The sequence below is a fragment of the Lentzea roselyniae genome (assembly GCF_039537795.1).
GTDB lineage: Bacteria > Actinomycetota > Actinomycetes > Mycobacteriales > Pseudonocardiaceae > Lentzea > Lentzea atacamensis.
This window is the reverse complement of sequence record NZ_BAABBE010000003.1, coordinates 28,895-44,442: the sequence shown is the minus strand read 5'-3', so window position 1 is coordinate 44,442 and position 15,548 is coordinate 28,895. Positions and strand designations below refer to the sequence as shown.

Annotated in this window: 19 protein-coding genes and 1 riboswitch; of the genes, 9 read left to right on the top strand and 10 right to left on the bottom strand. The window is 68.5% G+C overall.

What is annotated here, in order from left to right:
- Positions 1–138 precede the first annotated feature (138 nt).
- From ABFX45_RS05550 to ABFX45_RS05530, 5 genes are read left to right on the top strand one after another with little or no spacing between them, the layout of a single operon-like run.
- Entirely contained in the window at positions 139–1,200 is a 1,062-nt protein-coding gene (locus tag ABFX45_RS05550; RefSeq protein ID WP_109641720.1) for an ATP-binding protein, read from the top strand.
- On the top strand, positions 1,197–2,810 hold the full coding sequence (locus tag ABFX45_RS05545) for a vWA domain-containing protein (protein WP_346128108.1): 1,614 nt from the start codon (positions 1,197–1,199) through the stop codon (positions 2,808–2,810). The genes ABFX45_RS05550 and ABFX45_RS05545 overlap by 4 nt, the downstream gene beginning before the upstream one ends.
- Entirely contained in the window at positions 2,711–3,490 is a 780-nt protein-coding gene (locus ABFX45_RS05540) for a DUF3800 domain-containing protein (RefSeq protein ID WP_346128106.1), read from the top strand. Before ABFX45_RS05545 ends, ABFX45_RS05540 begins: the two co-directional genes overlap by 100 nt.
- Positions 3,483–4,190 carry a class I SAM-dependent methyltransferase gene (locus ABFX45_RS05535; protein ID WP_109641723.1) on the top strand — a complete coding sequence of 236 codons (708 nt, stop codon included), beginning with the start codon at positions 3,483–3,485 and terminating at the stop codon, positions 4,188–4,190. Before ABFX45_RS05540 ends, ABFX45_RS05535 begins: the two co-directional genes overlap by 8 nt.
- Positions 4,187–4,489 carry a putative quinol monooxygenase gene (locus ABFX45_RS05530; protein WP_109641724.1) on the top strand — a complete coding sequence of 101 codons (303 nt, stop codon included), beginning with the start codon at positions 4,187–4,189 and terminating at the stop codon, positions 4,487–4,489. The genes ABFX45_RS05535 and ABFX45_RS05530 overlap by 4 nt, the downstream gene beginning before the upstream one ends.
- On the opposite strand, the gene ABFX45_RS05525 is transcribed toward ABFX45_RS05530, so the two are convergent.
- The 7 genes from ABFX45_RS05525 to ABFX45_RS05495 form a co-directional block, all read right to left on the bottom strand.
- Complete coding sequence (locus ABFX45_RS05525) at positions 4,482–4,820, bottom strand: condensation domain-containing protein (RefSeq protein WP_146771923.1); 339 nt, start codon at positions 4,818–4,820, stop codon at positions 4,482–4,484. The genes ABFX45_RS05530 and ABFX45_RS05525 overlap by 8 nt on opposite strands.
- Before the next feature lie 11 nt (positions 4,821–4,831).
- Positions 4,832–5,398 (bottom strand): TIGR03086 family metal-binding protein, encoded by a 567-nt coding sequence (locus ABFX45_RS05520; protein ID WP_112229377.1) that lies wholly within the window; start codon positions 5,396–5,398, stop codon positions 4,832–4,834.
- The gene (locus ABFX45_RS05515) at positions 5,398–5,808 is read right to left on the bottom strand and encodes a type III secretion system chaperone family protein (RefSeq protein ID WP_112229376.1); all 411 of its coding nucleotides are present in this window, start codon (positions 5,806–5,808) and stop codon (positions 5,398–5,400) included. Before ABFX45_RS05515 ends, ABFX45_RS05520 begins: the two co-directional genes overlap by 1 nt.
- Positions 5,733–6,440, bottom strand: coding sequence for a DUF998 domain-containing protein (locus ABFX45_RS05510; protein ID WP_233440226.1), 708 nt, complete (start codon positions 6,438–6,440; stop codon positions 5,733–5,735). The genes ABFX45_RS05515 and ABFX45_RS05510 overlap by 76 nt, the downstream gene beginning before the upstream one ends.
- A gap of 80 nt (positions 6,441–6,520) precedes the next feature.
- Positions 6,521–7,264 (bottom strand): SDR family oxidoreductase, encoded by a 744-nt coding sequence (locus ABFX45_RS05505; protein ID WP_346128101.1) that lies wholly within the window; start codon positions 7,262–7,264, stop codon positions 6,521–6,523.
- A complete protein-coding gene (locus tag ABFX45_RS05500) occupies positions 7,243–7,959 on the bottom strand; it encodes a glycoside hydrolase family 16 protein (protein ID WP_109641730.1) in 717 nt (238 codons plus the stop codon). Before ABFX45_RS05500 ends, ABFX45_RS05505 begins: the two co-directional genes overlap by 22 nt.
- A gap of 17 nt (positions 7,960–7,976) precedes the next feature.
- Positions 7,977–8,834, bottom strand: coding sequence for a LysR family transcriptional regulator ArgP (locus ABFX45_RS05495; RefSeq protein WP_346128571.1), 858 nt, complete (start codon positions 8,832–8,834; stop codon positions 7,977–7,979).
- Between the two features lie 99 nt (positions 8,835–8,933).
- Between ABFX45_RS05495 and ABFX45_RS05490 the strand changes: the two genes are divergently transcribed.
- Positions 8,934–9,482 (top strand): LysE/ArgO family amino acid transporter, encoded by a 549-nt coding sequence (locus ABFX45_RS05490; protein WP_109641785.1) that lies wholly within the window; start codon positions 8,934–8,936, stop codon positions 9,480–9,482.
- On the opposite strand, the gene ABFX45_RS05485 is transcribed toward ABFX45_RS05490, so the two are convergent.
- Complete coding sequence (locus ABFX45_RS05485) at positions 9,448–9,615, bottom strand: hypothetical protein (RefSeq protein ID WP_170155334.1); 168 nt, start codon at positions 9,613–9,615, stop codon at positions 9,448–9,450. The two genes, ABFX45_RS05490 and ABFX45_RS05485, sit on opposite strands and share 35 nt — an antisense overlap.
- A 64-nt stretch (positions 9,616–9,679) precedes the next feature.
- Positions 9,680–9,890: riboswitch (cobalamin riboswitch) on the top strand.
- A 128-nt stretch (positions 9,891–10,018) separates the two neighbouring features.
- On the opposite strand from ABFX45_RS05485, the gene ABFX45_RS05480 reads away from it, so the two are divergent.
- On the top strand, positions 10,019–12,358 hold the full coding sequence (locus ABFX45_RS05480; RefSeq protein WP_346128569.1) for a ribonucleoside-diphosphate reductase subunit alpha: 2,340 nt from the start codon (positions 10,019–10,021) through the stop codon (positions 12,356–12,358).
- Positions 12,358–13,404 (top strand): ribonucleotide-diphosphate reductase subunit beta, encoded by a 1,047-nt coding sequence (locus ABFX45_RS05475; RefSeq protein ID WP_109641732.1) that lies wholly within the window; start codon positions 12,358–12,360, stop codon positions 13,402–13,404. The genes ABFX45_RS05480 and ABFX45_RS05475 overlap by 1 nt, the downstream gene beginning before the upstream one ends.
- 13 nt (positions 13,405–13,417) lie before the next feature.
- Here ABFX45_RS05475 and idi read toward each other — a convergent pair whose 3' ends face one another.
- The gene (idi, locus tag ABFX45_RS05470; RefSeq protein ID WP_109641733.1) at positions 13,418–13,993 is read right to left on the bottom strand and encodes an isopentenyl-diphosphate Delta-isomerase; all 576 of its coding nucleotides are present in this window, start codon (positions 13,991–13,993) and stop codon (positions 13,418–13,420) included.
- A gap of 107 nt (positions 13,994–14,100) precedes the next feature.
- On the opposite strand from idi, the gene ABFX45_RS05465 reads away from it, so the two are divergent.
- Positions 14,101–14,292 (top strand): MbtH family NRPS accessory protein, encoded by a 192-nt coding sequence (locus ABFX45_RS05465; protein ID WP_109641734.1) that lies wholly within the window; start codon positions 14,101–14,103, stop codon positions 14,290–14,292.
- Positions 14,293–14,304: 12 nt separating this feature from the next.
- Here ABFX45_RS05465 and ABFX45_RS05460 read toward each other — a convergent pair whose 3' ends face one another.
- Positions 14,305–15,411: an endo-1,4-beta-xylanase gene (locus ABFX45_RS05460; protein ID WP_109641735.1), complete on the bottom strand. Its 1,107-nt coding sequence runs from the start codon at positions 15,409–15,411 to the stop codon at positions 14,305–14,307.
- Between the last annotated feature and the right edge of the window lie 137 nt (positions 15,412–15,548).

Here is a 15,548-nt window from a genome sequence, read left to right as displayed (position 1 = left end):
ATGAGGAACAGCAGGGTGGCGGCGATTTAGTTAGGAAGCTTTCCTATCTGATGTGCGTTGAATCACAGCACTAGACCACTGCTCCTGTCAACAAATTCGCGCGACCGGAACACCCCGGGTCGGGCATCCTCACCTGCGATGAGATCCACAGTCACCGTGACACCAGCCCAGCTTCCGGAGGTGCTGCTGCACGTAGCCGTCGTCCGACCGGTCTTCCTCTGGGGAGCACCGGGTATCGGCAAGTCCTCGCTCGTCCGCGAGTTCGCGACCGAGCTGGGCCTCGAGTGCGTGACGATGCTGGGCACGCAGCTCGCTCCGGAAGACCTCATCGGGGTTCCGGAACTGGTAGGTGGCCGATCCCGGTTCGCCCCGCCGGAGTCCATCGCCCGCCACGACCCGTACTGCCTCTTCCTCGACGAGCTCAACGCGAGCAGCCCCGAGGTGCAGAAGGCGTTCTACTCGCTGATCCTCGACCGCCGCATCGGTTCCTACGAGCTGCCGAAGGGCTCGATCGTGATCGGCGCCGGCAACCGGGCCGTCGACAACGCCCTGGCACGCCCGATGGCGTCCGCGCTCGTGAACCGCATGGTCCATGTGCACCTCACCGCGTCGGCGAAGGACTGGCTGGCATGGGCGCGTGAGAACGACATCCACCCGTGGGTGCTCGAGTACCTCACCCAGCGCCCGGACCACCTGTGGAGCACGGCACCGAAGGTCGAGGAGACGTTCTCCACGCCGCGCGGCTGGCACATGCTGTCCGACGCGCTGCACTCGTTCGGCGAGGACGTCTCCGAGGAGCTGCTCGGGGTGCTGGCGTTCGGCACGGTCACCGCGAACCACGCGTCGATGTTCAAGGCGTTCGTGAAGACCGTGCGGCACGCGTACGGGCTGGAGGCCGTGCTGCGCGGGGACGCCCGCTGGCCGTCGGCGCCGGGAGACCGCGACCTGCTGTACTTCCTGGCCGAGGCGTTCCGCGCCCGGCTGGTGAAGGAGCTGCCGCACGACAAGGCGCACGCTCCGGCGGCGGGCAAGCAGCTCGCGCACCGCGGCAAGGCGCTGCTGCTGGAACTGGCCGAGCTGTCGCTGGAGATCGCGCAGATGGTGATCGCGGCCGACGACGACGGCAACCCCGTGCTGCCCGCGTGGTTCCTCGTCGAGGTGACCCGCGATCTGCCGCGACTGGTCGCCGCACGGGCATGAGCCGCCGCTCCAGGGCTCGCACCGACCCGGCCGCGCAGGCGTTCGCGGCGGCGGAACAGCGGATCAACAGGCATCCGCTGTTCGCCGCCCTCACCACGTACGTGCGCCGGGACTCCTCGCACGACTGGGCGGACATCTCGCTCGACGGCTTCCTGCTGGCCCATCCGGCGCGCAAGGCGAGCGAGGACGAGTGGGCGTGGGTGTTCGCGCACTGCCTGCTGCACCTCGGTTTCGGCACGCACTCGTGTGACGACGTGCTGGACTTCCAGCCCGCGCTGAAGTTCGGCGCGCGCCCGTCGTCCTGGGAGCCGGGCGCGTGCGTGCGCGGCGAGGAGTCGAAGGATCCGGAGAAGTGGGCGCGACGGTTCGCCACCGGGCTGTCCAACGCCGCGGTGGCCGCGATCGACGTGGCGGGCGGCGCGCGCTCGTCGTTGTCCGACGCACGGCCGGCGAAGACCGAGTGGGACCTGGCGCTGAGCTGGTTCGTGTCGAACTACCCCCTGCTGGGTGCTTTGGCGTCGGCGATGACCGTGGTGGCGGACGCGGAACTGGCGCGAGGCTGGGACATCTCGGTCGCGGCGGTGTCCACGGCGTCGGCGGAGATCTACGTGAACCCGCTGGCGGGGCTGTCCCGCGTGGAGTGGCGGTTCGTGCTCGCGCACGAGATGCTGCACGCCGCGCTGCGCCACTGCGACCGGGTCGGCGGGCGGGACCCGTACCTGTGGAACATCGCCGCGGACTACGTCGTCAACGGCTGGCTGATCGAGATGGGCGTGGGTTCCGCACCTGAGGGTGTGCTGCACGATCCCTCGTTGAGCGGACTGTCTGCGGAGTCCGTCTACGACCGGATCACGACGGACCTGCGGCGGTACCGGAAGCTGCTCACGTTGCGGGGCGGGCACAAGGGCGATCTGCTCGGCGAGCCGTTGCGCGGCCCGGCGGACATCACGGACCTCGACGAGTTCTACCGGCGGGCGCTGCTGACCGGGCTGAGCCACCACACCTCGTCGCGCGGCCTGCTGCCCGCCGGGCTGGTCGAGGAGATCCGCGCGCTGGAGCACCCGCCGCTGACGTGGGACGCCCAGCTGGCGCGGTGGTTCGAGGAGTTCGTTCCCGCGGTGGAGAAACGGCGCACCTACGCGCGTGCGTCACGGCGACAAGCGTCCACTCCGGACATTCCGCGGCCGGGCCGGGTGCGGCCGGAGACGCTGGAGTCGCGGCCCACGTTCGGGGTCGTGCTCGACACGTCCGGGTCGATGGATCCCAAGCTGCTGGGCAAAGCGCTGGGCGCGATCGCCTCCTACGCCGCGGCACGTGACGTACCTGCGGCCCGCGTGGTCTTCTGTGACGCGATGGCATATGACGCCGGATATGTTCCCGTCGAGGACATCGCGGGCAGGGTGACGGTGCGCGGGCGCGGTGGCACCGTGCTGCAGCCCGGCATCGACCTGCTCGAACGCGCGTCCGACTTCCCCTCCACCGGCCCTGTTCTCGTCATCACCGACGGGTGGTGCGACGTGCTGAGGATCCGGCGCGAGCACGCGTTCCTGATCCCCGCCGGTGCGCATCTGCCGTTCCGCGCCCGTGGCCCCGTCTTCCGGATGTCCTGATTGAGATCGCCTGCGACGAGTCGGGTTCCGAGGGCGAGAAGCTCGTCGGCGGGGTCACCGCGGTCTTCGCCCACGCCGGTGTGCGGCTGTCGCACGAGGAGGCCGCCGCCTGCGTCGCGTCGCTGCGCCGGATGATCAAGTCGCCGGCGCTGGAGTACAAGGCGAACCACCTGCTGCGCGAGAAGAACCGGTGGGCGCTGCTGTGGTTCCTCGGCCCGGCCGGCCCGCTGGCCGGTCGTGCCCGCGTGCAGCTCGTGGACAAACGGCTGCTCCTCGCCTCACGGGTGCGCGCGGAGTTCGGCGCCGTGACCGGACCGCTGGAGCACTACAACGACCTGCTGCGCGCCCGCGGGCCGCGCGGAACCCTGGATCCGCTGTTCCCGGCCATTCTCCGCGCCGTCGCGCAGTGGCATTTCTCGGGAGGTGGTTCGGTCTCGATCGTGCACGACCAGCAGCTGTCGCTGACCGACGGGCGGATCCGGCAGCTCAAGAAGCTGGCACCGGGGCTGGAGAGCCTGACTCTGGTGGACTCGCAGCACGACGCGCGCGTGCAGGTTGCCGACTTCCTGGCCGGGATCGCCCGTCGCGTCGCGGAGGACGAGCTGAACGGTCGGCCGGACCGCGAGGTGATCGCGCTGCTCCGGCCGTTCGTCGCCGGACCTAGGATGTGGCATGCCTGATGCGATATTCGCCGACCCCCGGTTGGCACGGATCTACGACGCCTTCGACGCACCGCGCGACGATCTGAACCTCTACCTGGAGATCGCCGCCGAGGTGGGGGCGTCGAGCGTGCTCGACGTCGGTTGCGGCACGGGCTCCCTCGCGGTGTTGCTGGCGGCGTCCGGGCGTGCGGTGGTCGGCGTCGATCCTGCACTGGCGTCGTTGGAGATCGCGCGGGCCAAGGATTCTCGGGTCACCTGGATTCACGGGGACGCGACCGCTCTGCCCGCGCTGTCCTTCGATCTCGCGACGATGACGGGGAACGTGGCGCAGGTGTTCCTCGGTGACGACTGGGAAGCCGCGATTCGAGGTGTGCGCGACGCGCTGCGGCCCGGTGGGCACTTCGTGTTCGAGACGCGCCGGCCGGAGCGACGAGCCTGGGAGGACTGGGCTCGCGCGAAGCCACGAGTGCTGGTCGGGGTGCGCGAGCAACTCGACCTGCTCGGCGTGAGCCTGCCGTTCGTGTCGTTCCGTCACACCTACCGGTTCCCGGACGGCTCGGAGATCTCCTCGGAGTCGACGCTGCGGTTCCGGTCGCGCGCCGAGATCTCCGCCAGCCTCGTGCGCTGCGGCTTCGAGGTCGTGGACGTACGCGACGCGCCGGATCGGCCTGGGCGTGAGTTCGTGTTCGTGGCGCGGAAGAGGGGATCGCACGCATGACGTTCGGCTACATCGGCTCGATGAGGACCAAGCCGGGTCACCGCGACGACGTGGTGGCGATCCTGACCCGCGGTGAGCAGGGTCTGCGGGAGGCCGGGTGCCGGTTGTACGCGGTCGGGCTCGACCCCGAGGACCAGGACAAGATCTGGATCAGCGAGATCTGGGAATCCGCCCAGCACCACGCCGACTCGTTGCAGCTCCCCGAGACCAAGGCCGCCATCGCCGAGGCGATGCCGATGCTGACCGGCGAGTTCAGCGGTCAGCGGGTCCAGATCGTGGGTGGGCTCGGAGTCAGCTGACGAGCGCGGGCTGCGTCCACGCCTGCACGAGCCACGGCAGGATGCGCGGCATCCGGTCGGCCACGATGTCGTGGAGCACCAGCACCATCCGGCCGGAACGATCAGGTCCGGCGTCCAGCCACACGGCCTGCATCAGCACGCCGGCCTGAAGGTCGAGCCCCGCCTCCGCCCGCGCCAGCGCGGCGTCCGTGGCGGCGGCGGGGTCGACGACGTTGACGTGCGCGAAGCCGGAACGACGCAGTTCGGGATGCAGTGCCACGAGGGAATCCACCGCGGCGGCAAGGCGTCCGACGCCCAGGCCCGCCCGAACCTGCACCGTAATAGCTCTCACGTTAGGAGAGCCTAACTTAGGTTCCAGCCGGGATCCCGCCCACTGAGTCCCACGACACGGTCGAGCAGAGGCGCGTCCGGGCTGACCTCCACCGCCGCCCCGAACAACGACCCATCGCGGTCGTCCGGGCCGATCGACGACACGAACCCGTGAACGACCTCGAGCAGGTTCTCGTCGACGTCGAACGGCTGCCCGGTCGCTCGGGCGAGATCCCAGCCGTGCAGCACGATCTCGTCCAGCGCCACGGCAGCCGCGACCTCGCCGGGCAGGTCGACGCCGCCCGCGCGCGTCATGCCCTCCCAGGCCTGCGGTGCGCGCCAGGCCTGCGCGAGCTCGGCCAGCCGCTCGGGCACCGACTCGCGGAAGTCCGGCGGCAGCCGGGACGCGTCGCCGGAACCCGTGGCCTCCAGCGGGGTCTTCAGCGCGGCCATCGTGAACGCCACCGCCAGGCCGTTGACGTGGTCGAGCAGGTCGCCGACCGTGTAGTCCGGGCACGGAGTCGGCGCTTTCAAATCGCCGTCCGTCACGTTGCGCACGAGCCCCGCCAGCCGATCGGCCGCGGGCGTCAAGTCGTACATCAGTACCCGTCCCCTCCCCAGAACTGTTCCTCGAGCGTGTCCGCCGTGCCGGCGAGCAGCTGGAGCGGGTCGGTGAACTCGTGGATGTCGAGATCGACCAGCGGCAACGAGTGCCGCACCACGACGTGCTCCCCCATGATCGCGAGGCCGCACGCCACGGTCGACTTGCCGACCTCCTCCAGCACGTCACGGAGGTTCACTTGCGAGGCCAACCCGCAGGGGGAGGCGATCTGCACCCATTCGTGCATCTTGTCGAGCACTTCCCGGACGATGATCACGACCTGCGTGCGGCTGTCGTCGTCCTCCTCCTCATCCCCGAAGGTGAAGAGGATCCTCAGCTCCTCGTCCTCGTCGTGGATGACGTCGTACTCGGCGCGGATGTAGTCCGCGAGATCTCCCCAACTCGCCATGGCGCAACCCTACTTGCCGCGATCGCCCACAGCCCGACGACGAGCACAGCGCCCACCTCGGCGATGAGCAAGATCCTCTCGATGTAGCCCAACGGGAACACGCGCCACCACCGAACGCCGCCCATCGAGCCCATCACGATGGCGTAGAGGATCGGCATGAACGCGATGACGCTCAGCACCCCGGACGCCATCGTCCACCGCGCGTGCTTGCCCCACACGTGGTCCTTCAGCCACGGCCGGGCGAGCAGGATGATCGCGATCGGCAGGCTGACGAACGCCAGCATGCTGCCGAAGCGGTGGATGCTGCCGCTGACCTGGTTCGTGCCCATCGCCCAGTTCGTCTTCGGGAACGCCACCACCAGCAGCAGGCCCACCGACCACAGGATCAGCGCGATCGACCCGCCGGACCGCCATCTCGTCAGTCCCTTGTGGACGAGCGCGGCGAGGATCGCGAGGGAGCCGAAGGCCAGGAGCAGCACGGCGACGTCGAAGACGGGGCGGTAGTCGCCCAGCGCGTACTCGCTGATGGTGCGGCGCAGCGGGCCCACGGTCAGGTCGAGCAGACCGACCATGGCCACCGTCACGACGACGGCGAGTGAGCCGCCGGTGGCGGCGAGTCGAGGAATCAGCACATAACGCCCAACGCCGGGACGAGCCCGTGCGGTTCCTGGGTTCAGGAAGCCGACAGGATGCTCCCAGCTTTCCGACAGGTTCAGTTCAGCACGGCTCCGCACGTGACGTTGACCTGCGTTCCTGTGATCGTGCGGCCCCAGTCCGAGGCCACGAACACCGCTGCTCTCCCGACGTCCTCCAGTGTCGCCGCTCTGCCGAGCGCCGTCTGGCCGACGATGTCCGGCTCGACCTGGTCACGGATGCCCGCGGGGATGGACTCGGGGATTCCGCCGGTCTGCAGCGTCACGGCCCGGACGCCGTGCGGCCCGAGCTCCTCGGCGAGCTGGCGGCACATCGCCTGGACCGCGTCGAACGCCGTGACCAGGCCGCCGAGCTGCCAGCGGCGGTGCACCGAGCCGTCACTTGTGCCGCCGAAGAACAGGATGACGCCGCTGCCCTGCCTGACCATGTGCCGGGCGGCGGCGCGGGCGGTGAGGAACTTCGAGCGGACGTTGGTGACGACCGGGCTGAGGTAGTCGTCGACGCTCATCTCGTGGATCGGTGTGCCCTGCACGTCGTTGTCGGAGATGACGTTGACCGAGATGTCGATCCGCTCGAACGCGGCCGCGTGCCGGTCGACGCTCTGCTCGTCCAGCGCGTCGACCACGGCGTACCCGACGCCGAGCTCTTCCGCCTTGGCCTTGAGCGCCGCCTCGGTGCGCGCGGCGAGGTGCACTTCGGCACCCGCCTCGGCGAACGCCCCGGCGATCGCGCCGCCGATCGTGCCGGCGCCGTAGACGACGGCGACCTTGCCGGTGAGGTTCACCGGTACGCCCTGAACCACTCGACCTCGAACTCCTTCGGATAGCGCCCGGTCCGCTCCGGCCCGAACTCGAAGACGGCGAGCTGGAACTGCATCGGGTAGTCCGGCGCCTGGTGCACCGTGTTGACCAGGTCGCCGTCCACGAAGAAGTCGACGCGGCCCGGCTGCCAGTCCGCGCCGTAGACGTGGAACTCGCGCCCGTCGATCGGCACGTCCACGACCTCGAACTCGTCGGTGATCCTCGGGTCGCCGAACGGGTGCAGCCCCATCCCGACGCCGGTGTTCGCCGGGTAGACGTGCTTGCCGAAGATCTCCGCGATGCAGATCTCGGCCGACCGCTCCGGCACGTCCTCCAGTCCGATCATCCACAGCGCGACCATGCAGCTGGGGTCGTCGATCGCCTTGCAGCGGATCTCGAACCGGCCGTACGTCGGGGTGTAGAGCCGCAGGTCCTGCTGCTTCTCCCGCACCTGGAGGTCGGGGCGGAACCGGGACTGTCCCTCGGTGAGCGCGGTCTGCAGGCCCGAGACCCTGGTGTCGCCGTCGAACTCGGGGCACCACGGCTCCTGGTCGGCGTCGATGCGCAGGACCAGGCCGTTGTCGTTGCGGTAGCGGGCGGCGGTGGCCGACCTGGAACTCCAGTGCGGCAGATAGTGCGGGTACCACCGGTCCAGCGTGGTGAACCGGTCCTCGAACTCGAGCTCTCGTCCGGTCATGTCACCGAGGGTAACTCCTACCGCAGCGCGACAGCCGCTTCTGCGGCCACCGCGTCGGCCACGGCGGTCAGCGCCGGCGAGTCCAGCTTCCACTGCTGCCAGTACAGCGGGATGTCGACGGTCCGGCCCGGCGCGAGGTCGACCAGGCCCTCCTGCAGCTGCTGCGGCGGCACCATGCCCCACCCGAGCCCGGCCACGATCGCCCGCACGTACACCTCCGACGACGGCACGTAGTGGCGGTGTTCCGCGGCGCCCCGGCCACGGGTCAGCGTGCGCACGAACCTGTCCTGCAGGTCGTCGTTGCGGTCGAACACCACCACCGGCGCGTCCGGCAGCCACGACTTCACGGGACCGTCGGCGTACGTGTCTATAAAGGACTGCGACGCCATTGCCGCGTAACGGATGCTGCCCAGCTTCCGCACGGAACAGCCCGCGACCGGCTCACGCGAGGACGTCACCGCGGCCATCACCACGCCCTGTCGCAGCAGAGCCGTCGTGTGGTCCTGGTCCTCGCGGTGGAGGTCGAACGAGATCTTGAGCGACGAGGGAACCCGTTGCAGCGCGGGAAGGAACCACGTGGCGAGCGAGTCGGCGTTGACCGCGATCGGCACCCGGACCACGGCGTCCGACCCGAGGGCGGCGTCAAGATCCTGGTCCAGCGCGAGCAGTTGCCGACCGTACCGGACCAGCACCTCCCCCGACGGCGTCAGCCGCACCGGCCGCGCCCGCACCAGCAGCACCCGGCCCGTTCGCTGCTCCAGGGCTTTGATCCGTTGCGACACAGCGGAAGGCGTGACGTGCAGCATCGCCGCGGCGGCGTCGAACGTGCCCGCGTCGACGACCGCGAGCAGCGTGCGCACCAGGTCCAGATCCATCACAGCTGCTAATGGTACGTAAGAATCTTTAGCTGGTCTCATCAAGACGCCGTCAATACCGTCGATGGTGTGACTGACCTGCTGCTCGGCTTCGGCACCATGCTGACCCTGATCGTCGCCATCGGCGCGCAGAACGCTTTCGTGCTGCGCCAAGGACTTCGCCGCCACGCCGTGGCGAAGGTCGTCGCGGTGTGCGCCGTCTCGGACGCGATCCTGGTCGCGGTCGGCGTCGCCGGCTTCGGAGCCATCGTCAGCAAGTGGCCGCAGGCGATCACCGTCGCCGCGATCGTGGGCGGCCTCTTCCTGCTGGGCTACGGGTTTCTGGCCGCCCGTCGCGCGTTCAACCCGTCCGCACTGACCGTGGAGCCGGCCCGGAGCGGCCGCCCCGTCCTCACCGCGCTCGCCCTCACGTGGCTCAACCCGCACGTCTACCTGGACACCGTGCTGCTGCTCGGTTCGATCGCGGCCGGCCGGTGGCTCTTCGGGGTCGGCGCGGTGACCGCGAGCGTCACGTGGTTCGTCGCGCTCGGGTTCGGCGCCCGGCTGCTCAGCCCGCTGTTCGCGAAGCCCCGCGCGTGGCGGGTGCTGGACGGCGTGATCGCGGCCGTGATGATCAGTCTCGGCGTGACCCTGATCGCCGGGTCGTGATCATCACCAGGACCGCCGACACCGCCAGCACGCCGCTCGTCACGGGCGCCGCGGCACCGGCCGCGAGGGACGCCGAAGCCAGCCCCGCGCTGACGAGAGCACCTGCGATGATCTTCGGCCGAACTTCACCCACGTTGATCACCCTAACCCACGACACGCCCATGTTGGGTGGTGATCCAGAGCCCACCACCACATGTAGTATCTGCCGCGCTGGTGGTTCACCGGCCCGGAGCAACGGGCCGGTGAGGCAAGAGGGAACCTGGTGCGAGTCCAGGACTGCCCCGCAGCGGTGAGTGGGAACGAAAGCCGTCAACGAAGCACTGGGTCGCGAGACCTGGGAAGCGACGGCCGGTAGGAGCGAGAGGTGCGCCCACGAGTCCGAAGACCTGCCACTGGTGTGCGCGCAAGCCTGCGCGCACGACACGGTGCCCCGAGGGAGGGCGGCTGTGTGCACCAGTGGTCTCGTCACTGGCGTGCGCGTGCGTTTCCTCGGGCCGAGCTCGCGAGGAGAGAGCGTGCCCGACCGCCCAACGGCTATGGATCACCTGTCTGGGGTCGTCAACGAAGCATGTGCCGACCTGCCCAACGCGTCGGCAGAGGCGGTTCTGACCGAGACCAAGCGGAACCTCTACGCCGGCATCACCGACGCCGAGCTCGCCCTGGCGCCGATCATGGCCGCCCGCACGATGGTCGAGCACGACCCGGACTACTCGTACGTCAGCGCCCGGTTGCTGCTGGACAGGCTGCGCGCCGAGGCGTGCGGCACACCCCTGTCCCACGCCGAGATGACCGAGCGCTACCCGTCGTACTTCACCGAGTTCGTCCGCCACGGCATCGAGCTGGGCCAGCTGGACCCGCGCCTCGCGGACTACGACGTGGCCCGCCTGGGTGCCGCACTCGACGCGTCGCGTGACCTGAACTTCCAGTTCCTGGGCATGCAGACGTTGTACGACCGCTACTTCCTGCACCACGACGGCCGCCGCTACGAGCTGCCGCAGGCGTTCTTCATGCGCGTCGCCATGGGCCTCGCCCTCGACGAGGACGACCGCGACGCCCGCGCCGTCGAGTTCTACGAGCTGCTGTCGTCGTTCGACTTCATGTGCTCGACCCCGACCCTGTTCAACTCGGGCACCACCCGCCCGCAGCTGTCGTCGTGCTTCCTGACCACTGTGGACGATGATCTTGCGGGCATCTTCCACGGCATCAGGAACAACGCGCTGCTCAGCAAGTTCGCCGGTGGTCTCGGCAACGACTGGACCCCGGTGCGCGGCATCGGCGCGCACATCAGGGGTACCAACGGCAAGTCGCAGGGCGTGGTGCCGTTCCTGAAGATCGCGAACGACACCGCCGTAGCCGTGAATCAGGGCGGCAAACGCAAGGGCGCGGTCTGCGCGTACCTGGAGACCTGGCACATCGACGTCGAGGAGTTCCTCGACCTGCGCAAGAACACCGGCGACGAACGCCGCCGCACACACGACATGAACACCGCGAACTGGGTGCCGGACGAGTTCCTGCGCCGGGTCCGCGCGAACGGCCCGTGGACCCTGTTCTCGCCCGACGAGGTGCCGGATCTGCACGACGCGTTCGGTGACGACTTCGCGCGGAAGTACCGTGCGTACGAGGAGAAGGCCGACCGCGGCGAGATCAGGGTGTTCCGCCGCGTGCAGGCCGTGGACCTGTGGCGGCGCATGCTGACCATGCTGTTCGAGACGGGCCACCCGTGGATCACGTTCAAGGACCCGTGCAACCTGCGTTCGCCGCAGCAGCACAGCGGTGTCGTGCACTCCAGCAACCTCTGCACCGAGATCACCCTCAACACCTCGGTCGACGAGGTCGCGGTCTGCAACCTGGGCTCGGTCAACCTCGCGCGGCACGTCACCGAGCAGGGCATCGACCACGCGCGGCTCGAGAAGACCGTGCGCACGGCGGTGCGGATGCTCGACAACGTGATCGACGTCAACTACTACACGATCCCCGAGGCGCGGAACTCGAACCTCAAGCACCGCCCGGTCGGCCTGGGCCTGATGGGTTTCCAGGACGCGCTGTTCACGCTCGGCACCCCGATGGCGAGCGAGGAGGCCGTCGAGTTCGCGGACCGCAGCATGGAGGAGATCAGCTACTACGCGATCGAGGCGTCCGCCGACCTCGTGGCCGAACGCGGCGCGTACCGGTCGTTCGAGGGATCGCTGTGGAGCCAGGGGATCCTGCCCATCGACTCGATCGGCATCCTCGCGCGGAACCGCGGCGAAGACGAGCTCGACGTCGATCGCGAGTCCACGATGGACTGGGGCAGGATCCGGGAGAAGGCCCGCAAGGGCATGCGGAACTCCAACGTCATGGCCATCGCGCCGACCGCGACCATCGCGAACATCACCGGCGTGAACCAGTCGATCGAACCGCTGTACCGCAACCTGTACGTGAAGTCGAACATGTCCGGCGACTTCACCGTGATCAACCCCGACCTGGTGCGCGCGCTCAAGCAGCGCAAGCTCTGGGACGAGCAGATGGTCGCGGACCTCAAGCTGCACGACGGCAGCCTCGGCGCGATCGACCGCGTGCCGCCGTACCTCAAGGCGTTGTACGCCACCGCGTTCGAGGTCGACAGCTCGTGGCTGATCGAGGCGGGCGCGCGCCGGCAGAAGTGGATCGACCAGGCGCAGTCGCTGAACCTGTACCTCGGCCAGCCCAGTGGCCGCAAGCTCGACGAGCTGTACCAGCTGGCGTGGGTGCGCGGTCTCAAGACCACGTACTACCTGCGCACCCAGAGCGCCACGCACGTGGAGAAGTCCACGCTGCAGGGCACCGACGGCAAGCTCAACGCCGTCTCCCCCGTCGCTTGCTCCGTCACCGAACCTGACTGTGAGGCTTGCCAGTAATGAGCAACATCGAAGCGGGCGCGGCGCGTGTGAGCGTGGACGACAAGGCGATGATCAACTGTCGCGCCGACGTCAACCAGCTGCTGCCGCTCAAGTACCACTGGGCGTGGGAGAAGTATCTCAACGGCTGCAACAACCACTGGATGCCGACCGAGGTGTCCATGCAGGCGGACATCGCGCTCTGGAAGACAGCGTCTTCATCGGGCGGCCTGACCGACGAGGAACGCCGCATGATCAAGCGGAACCTCGGCTTCTTCGCCACGAGCGAGTCGTTGGTGGCCAACAACATCGTGCTCGCGGTGTACCGGCACCTGACGAACCCCGAGTGCCGCCAGTACCTGCTGCGCCAGGCCTTCGAGGAGGCCGTGCACACCCACACGTTCCAGTACATCTGCGAGTCGCTCGGCCTGGACGAGGGCGAGCTGTTCAACATGTACCGGGAGATCCCGTCCATCACGGACAAGGCCGCCTGGGCGCTGCAGTACACGCAGCACCTGGAGGACCCGGAGTTCACGACCGGCACGCCGGACAAGGACCAGGCCTTCCTCAAGGACCTCGTGGCGTTCTACGTGGTCTTCGAGGGCATGTGGTTCTACACCGGCTTCGCGCAGATCCTGTCGCTGGGCCGCCGCAACAAGATGGTCGGCATCGCCGAGCAGTACCAGTACATCCTGCGCGACGAGTCGATCCACCTGAACTTCGGCATCGACGCGATCAACCAGATCAAGATCGAGAACCCGCACCTGTGGAACGACGTGTTCCAGAAGGAGGTGCGCACCATGCTCGCCGAGGGCTGCGAGCTGGAGATCGCGTACGGCCGGGACACGATGCCGAACGGGATCCTGGGTCTCAACGCCGAGCTGTGCGAGCAGTACATGCGGTTCATCACGAACCGCCGCTGCGCCCAGCTCGGGCTGGAACCGGTGTGGGAGCAGACGGAGAACCCGTTCCCGTGGATGTCGGAGATGATGGATCTGAAGAAGGAGAAGAACTTCTTCGAGACCCGCGTCATCGAATACCAGAACGGTGGCTCACTGGAGTGGTGAGCCACGACTCCTGTCAGCCGAGCCGGACAGCGCTCGGAAGCCCGGCCCGGTCCGCGACGGGCCACCGCAGCGGATCGGGCCCCAGCTTCACCAGTTCGGCGACCTGCAGCTTCGACCACGGCGAGATCTCACGCGTGCCGTCCAGCACCGAAGAGGCGAACTCCGCCCACGGCACGCGCTCGGCCGAGTCGACCTCGTCCGGGTTCGGGGTGGGCTCGTCGTCGGAGAGGACCCGGAACACCGGGCACATCTCGTTCTCGACGACGCCGCCCATCTCGGCGCGGTAGCGGAAGCGGGGCAGCAGCAGTTCCGGATCGGAGCACTTCAGGCCGAGCTCGTCGCGCAGGCGGCGCAGCACGGCCTGGCCCATGTCCTCGTCCGGCAGCGGGTGACCACAGCACGTGTTCGTCCACACGCCGGGGAACGTCTTCTTGTGCAGCGCGCGGCGGGTGAGCACGATGCGTCCGGCCGAGTCGAAGACGTAGCTGGAAAACGCCAGGTGCAGCGGGGTCTCCGCGTGGTGCACCACGGCCTTGTCCTCGACGCCGATCGCCGAACCGTCCTCAGCGAGGAGAACCACCTGTTCCACAGTCACGACAGTACGTAATCACAGGAACGACCGGAACCGGAAGCCGGAGGTGTGAGCTTGAGCGTGGAGATAGCGGGACCATAGGTGTCCCAGGTCACCCTGGAGTCATGACTTCCCCGTTCGCTCAGGCTCACACCACGTTGTTCCTGGTGCTGGTCAGCCCGACGGGCCAGTACTCGATCTGGCCGGCGGTGCTGCGGGTGCCCGCTGGGTGGCAGGTCGTTCACGGCGTCGCGTCCTGGATGTCCTGCGAGGACTTCTTGAACGCCACCCGCGGCGACCTGCCCTCGGCCGCTTAGACACCTGCTTTCTCAAGCACCCCGTTTGGCGAGGGTGGACCGCAGGACGTAGTACGCGGGCTTGCGCGTGAAGTCGTCCCACATCACCGTGGCCGCGCCCTGCCCCTGGAAGAAGACCGGTACCCACGAGTACTTGTCGACGAAGCCCCAGATGGTGAACGACCTGCAGGAGCTGACGTTCAGGCAGGCGACGAGCATGCGCTGGTAGTAGTCGGCCTGCTGGCGCAGCTGCGCCTCGGTCGGCACGCCGCTCGCGGGCAGGGTCATCCGCACGTCGACCTCGGTGAGCGCGGTCTCGAGGCCGAGGCCCGCGAACCGCTTCAGGTTGCGCTCCAGGTCGTCGGGAAAGCCGTAGTCCAGGCTGAGGTGGCCTTGGGCGGAGAAGCCGTGCACGGGCACGCCGGCGGCACGCAGGTCCTTGATCAGCGCGTAGTACGCGTCGCTCTTCGCGTTGACGCCTTCGACGTTGTAGTCGTTGAAGAACAGCTTCGCCCTGGGATCGGCCTGGTGCGCCCACCGGAACGCGTCGGCCACGATGCCGGGGCCGAGCTCGCGGATCCAGATGTTCTCCGTGGTCCGCAGCGCGCCCGAGTCGGTGAAGATCTCGTTGGCCACGTCCCACTGCTGGATCCGGCCCCGGTACCGCCCGACCACGGTCGTGATGTGCTCGCGCAGGATCTGGCGCAGTTCGGCCGCGGTGAACTGCCCCTGCTCCAGCCACTCCGGGTTCTGGCTGTGCCACATCAGGGTGTGGCCGCGGACGACCTGCCGGTTCTGCTGGGCGAACCGCACGATCGCGTCCGCCGTGCCGAAGTTGTACCGGCCGCGCTCCGGGTGGATGTACTCCCACTTCATCTGGTTCTCCGGCGAGACCGAGCCGAACTCCGCGGCCAGCACCTGCCGGTACTTCCTGTCCGAGGTGAAGGGGTCCGGGTAGGGCTGGTTCTCGTGGTGACCGCCACCGGCGACCGCAGTTCCGATGTGGAAACCCTTGGGCGCGGCCCAGCGCAAGGTCTGTTTGTGGCCGCCCGTGTCCGGCGCGGCCGAGGCCACCGGGGCCAACGGGATCGACAACGTCACGGCGGCGAACAACGTGATGATCACACGAGCCGGTTTCATCAGAACCTCGTTTCGGCACGACTGGTGACCGAGACTTTGGGCTCGAACGGGCGAGCCTTTCGGCACCCTATGGCGCTTGTCGCGGGAGCGTCAACCGCACGAAGTCCTTGGCACAGCGTCGAAATCCGGTTCCGCCG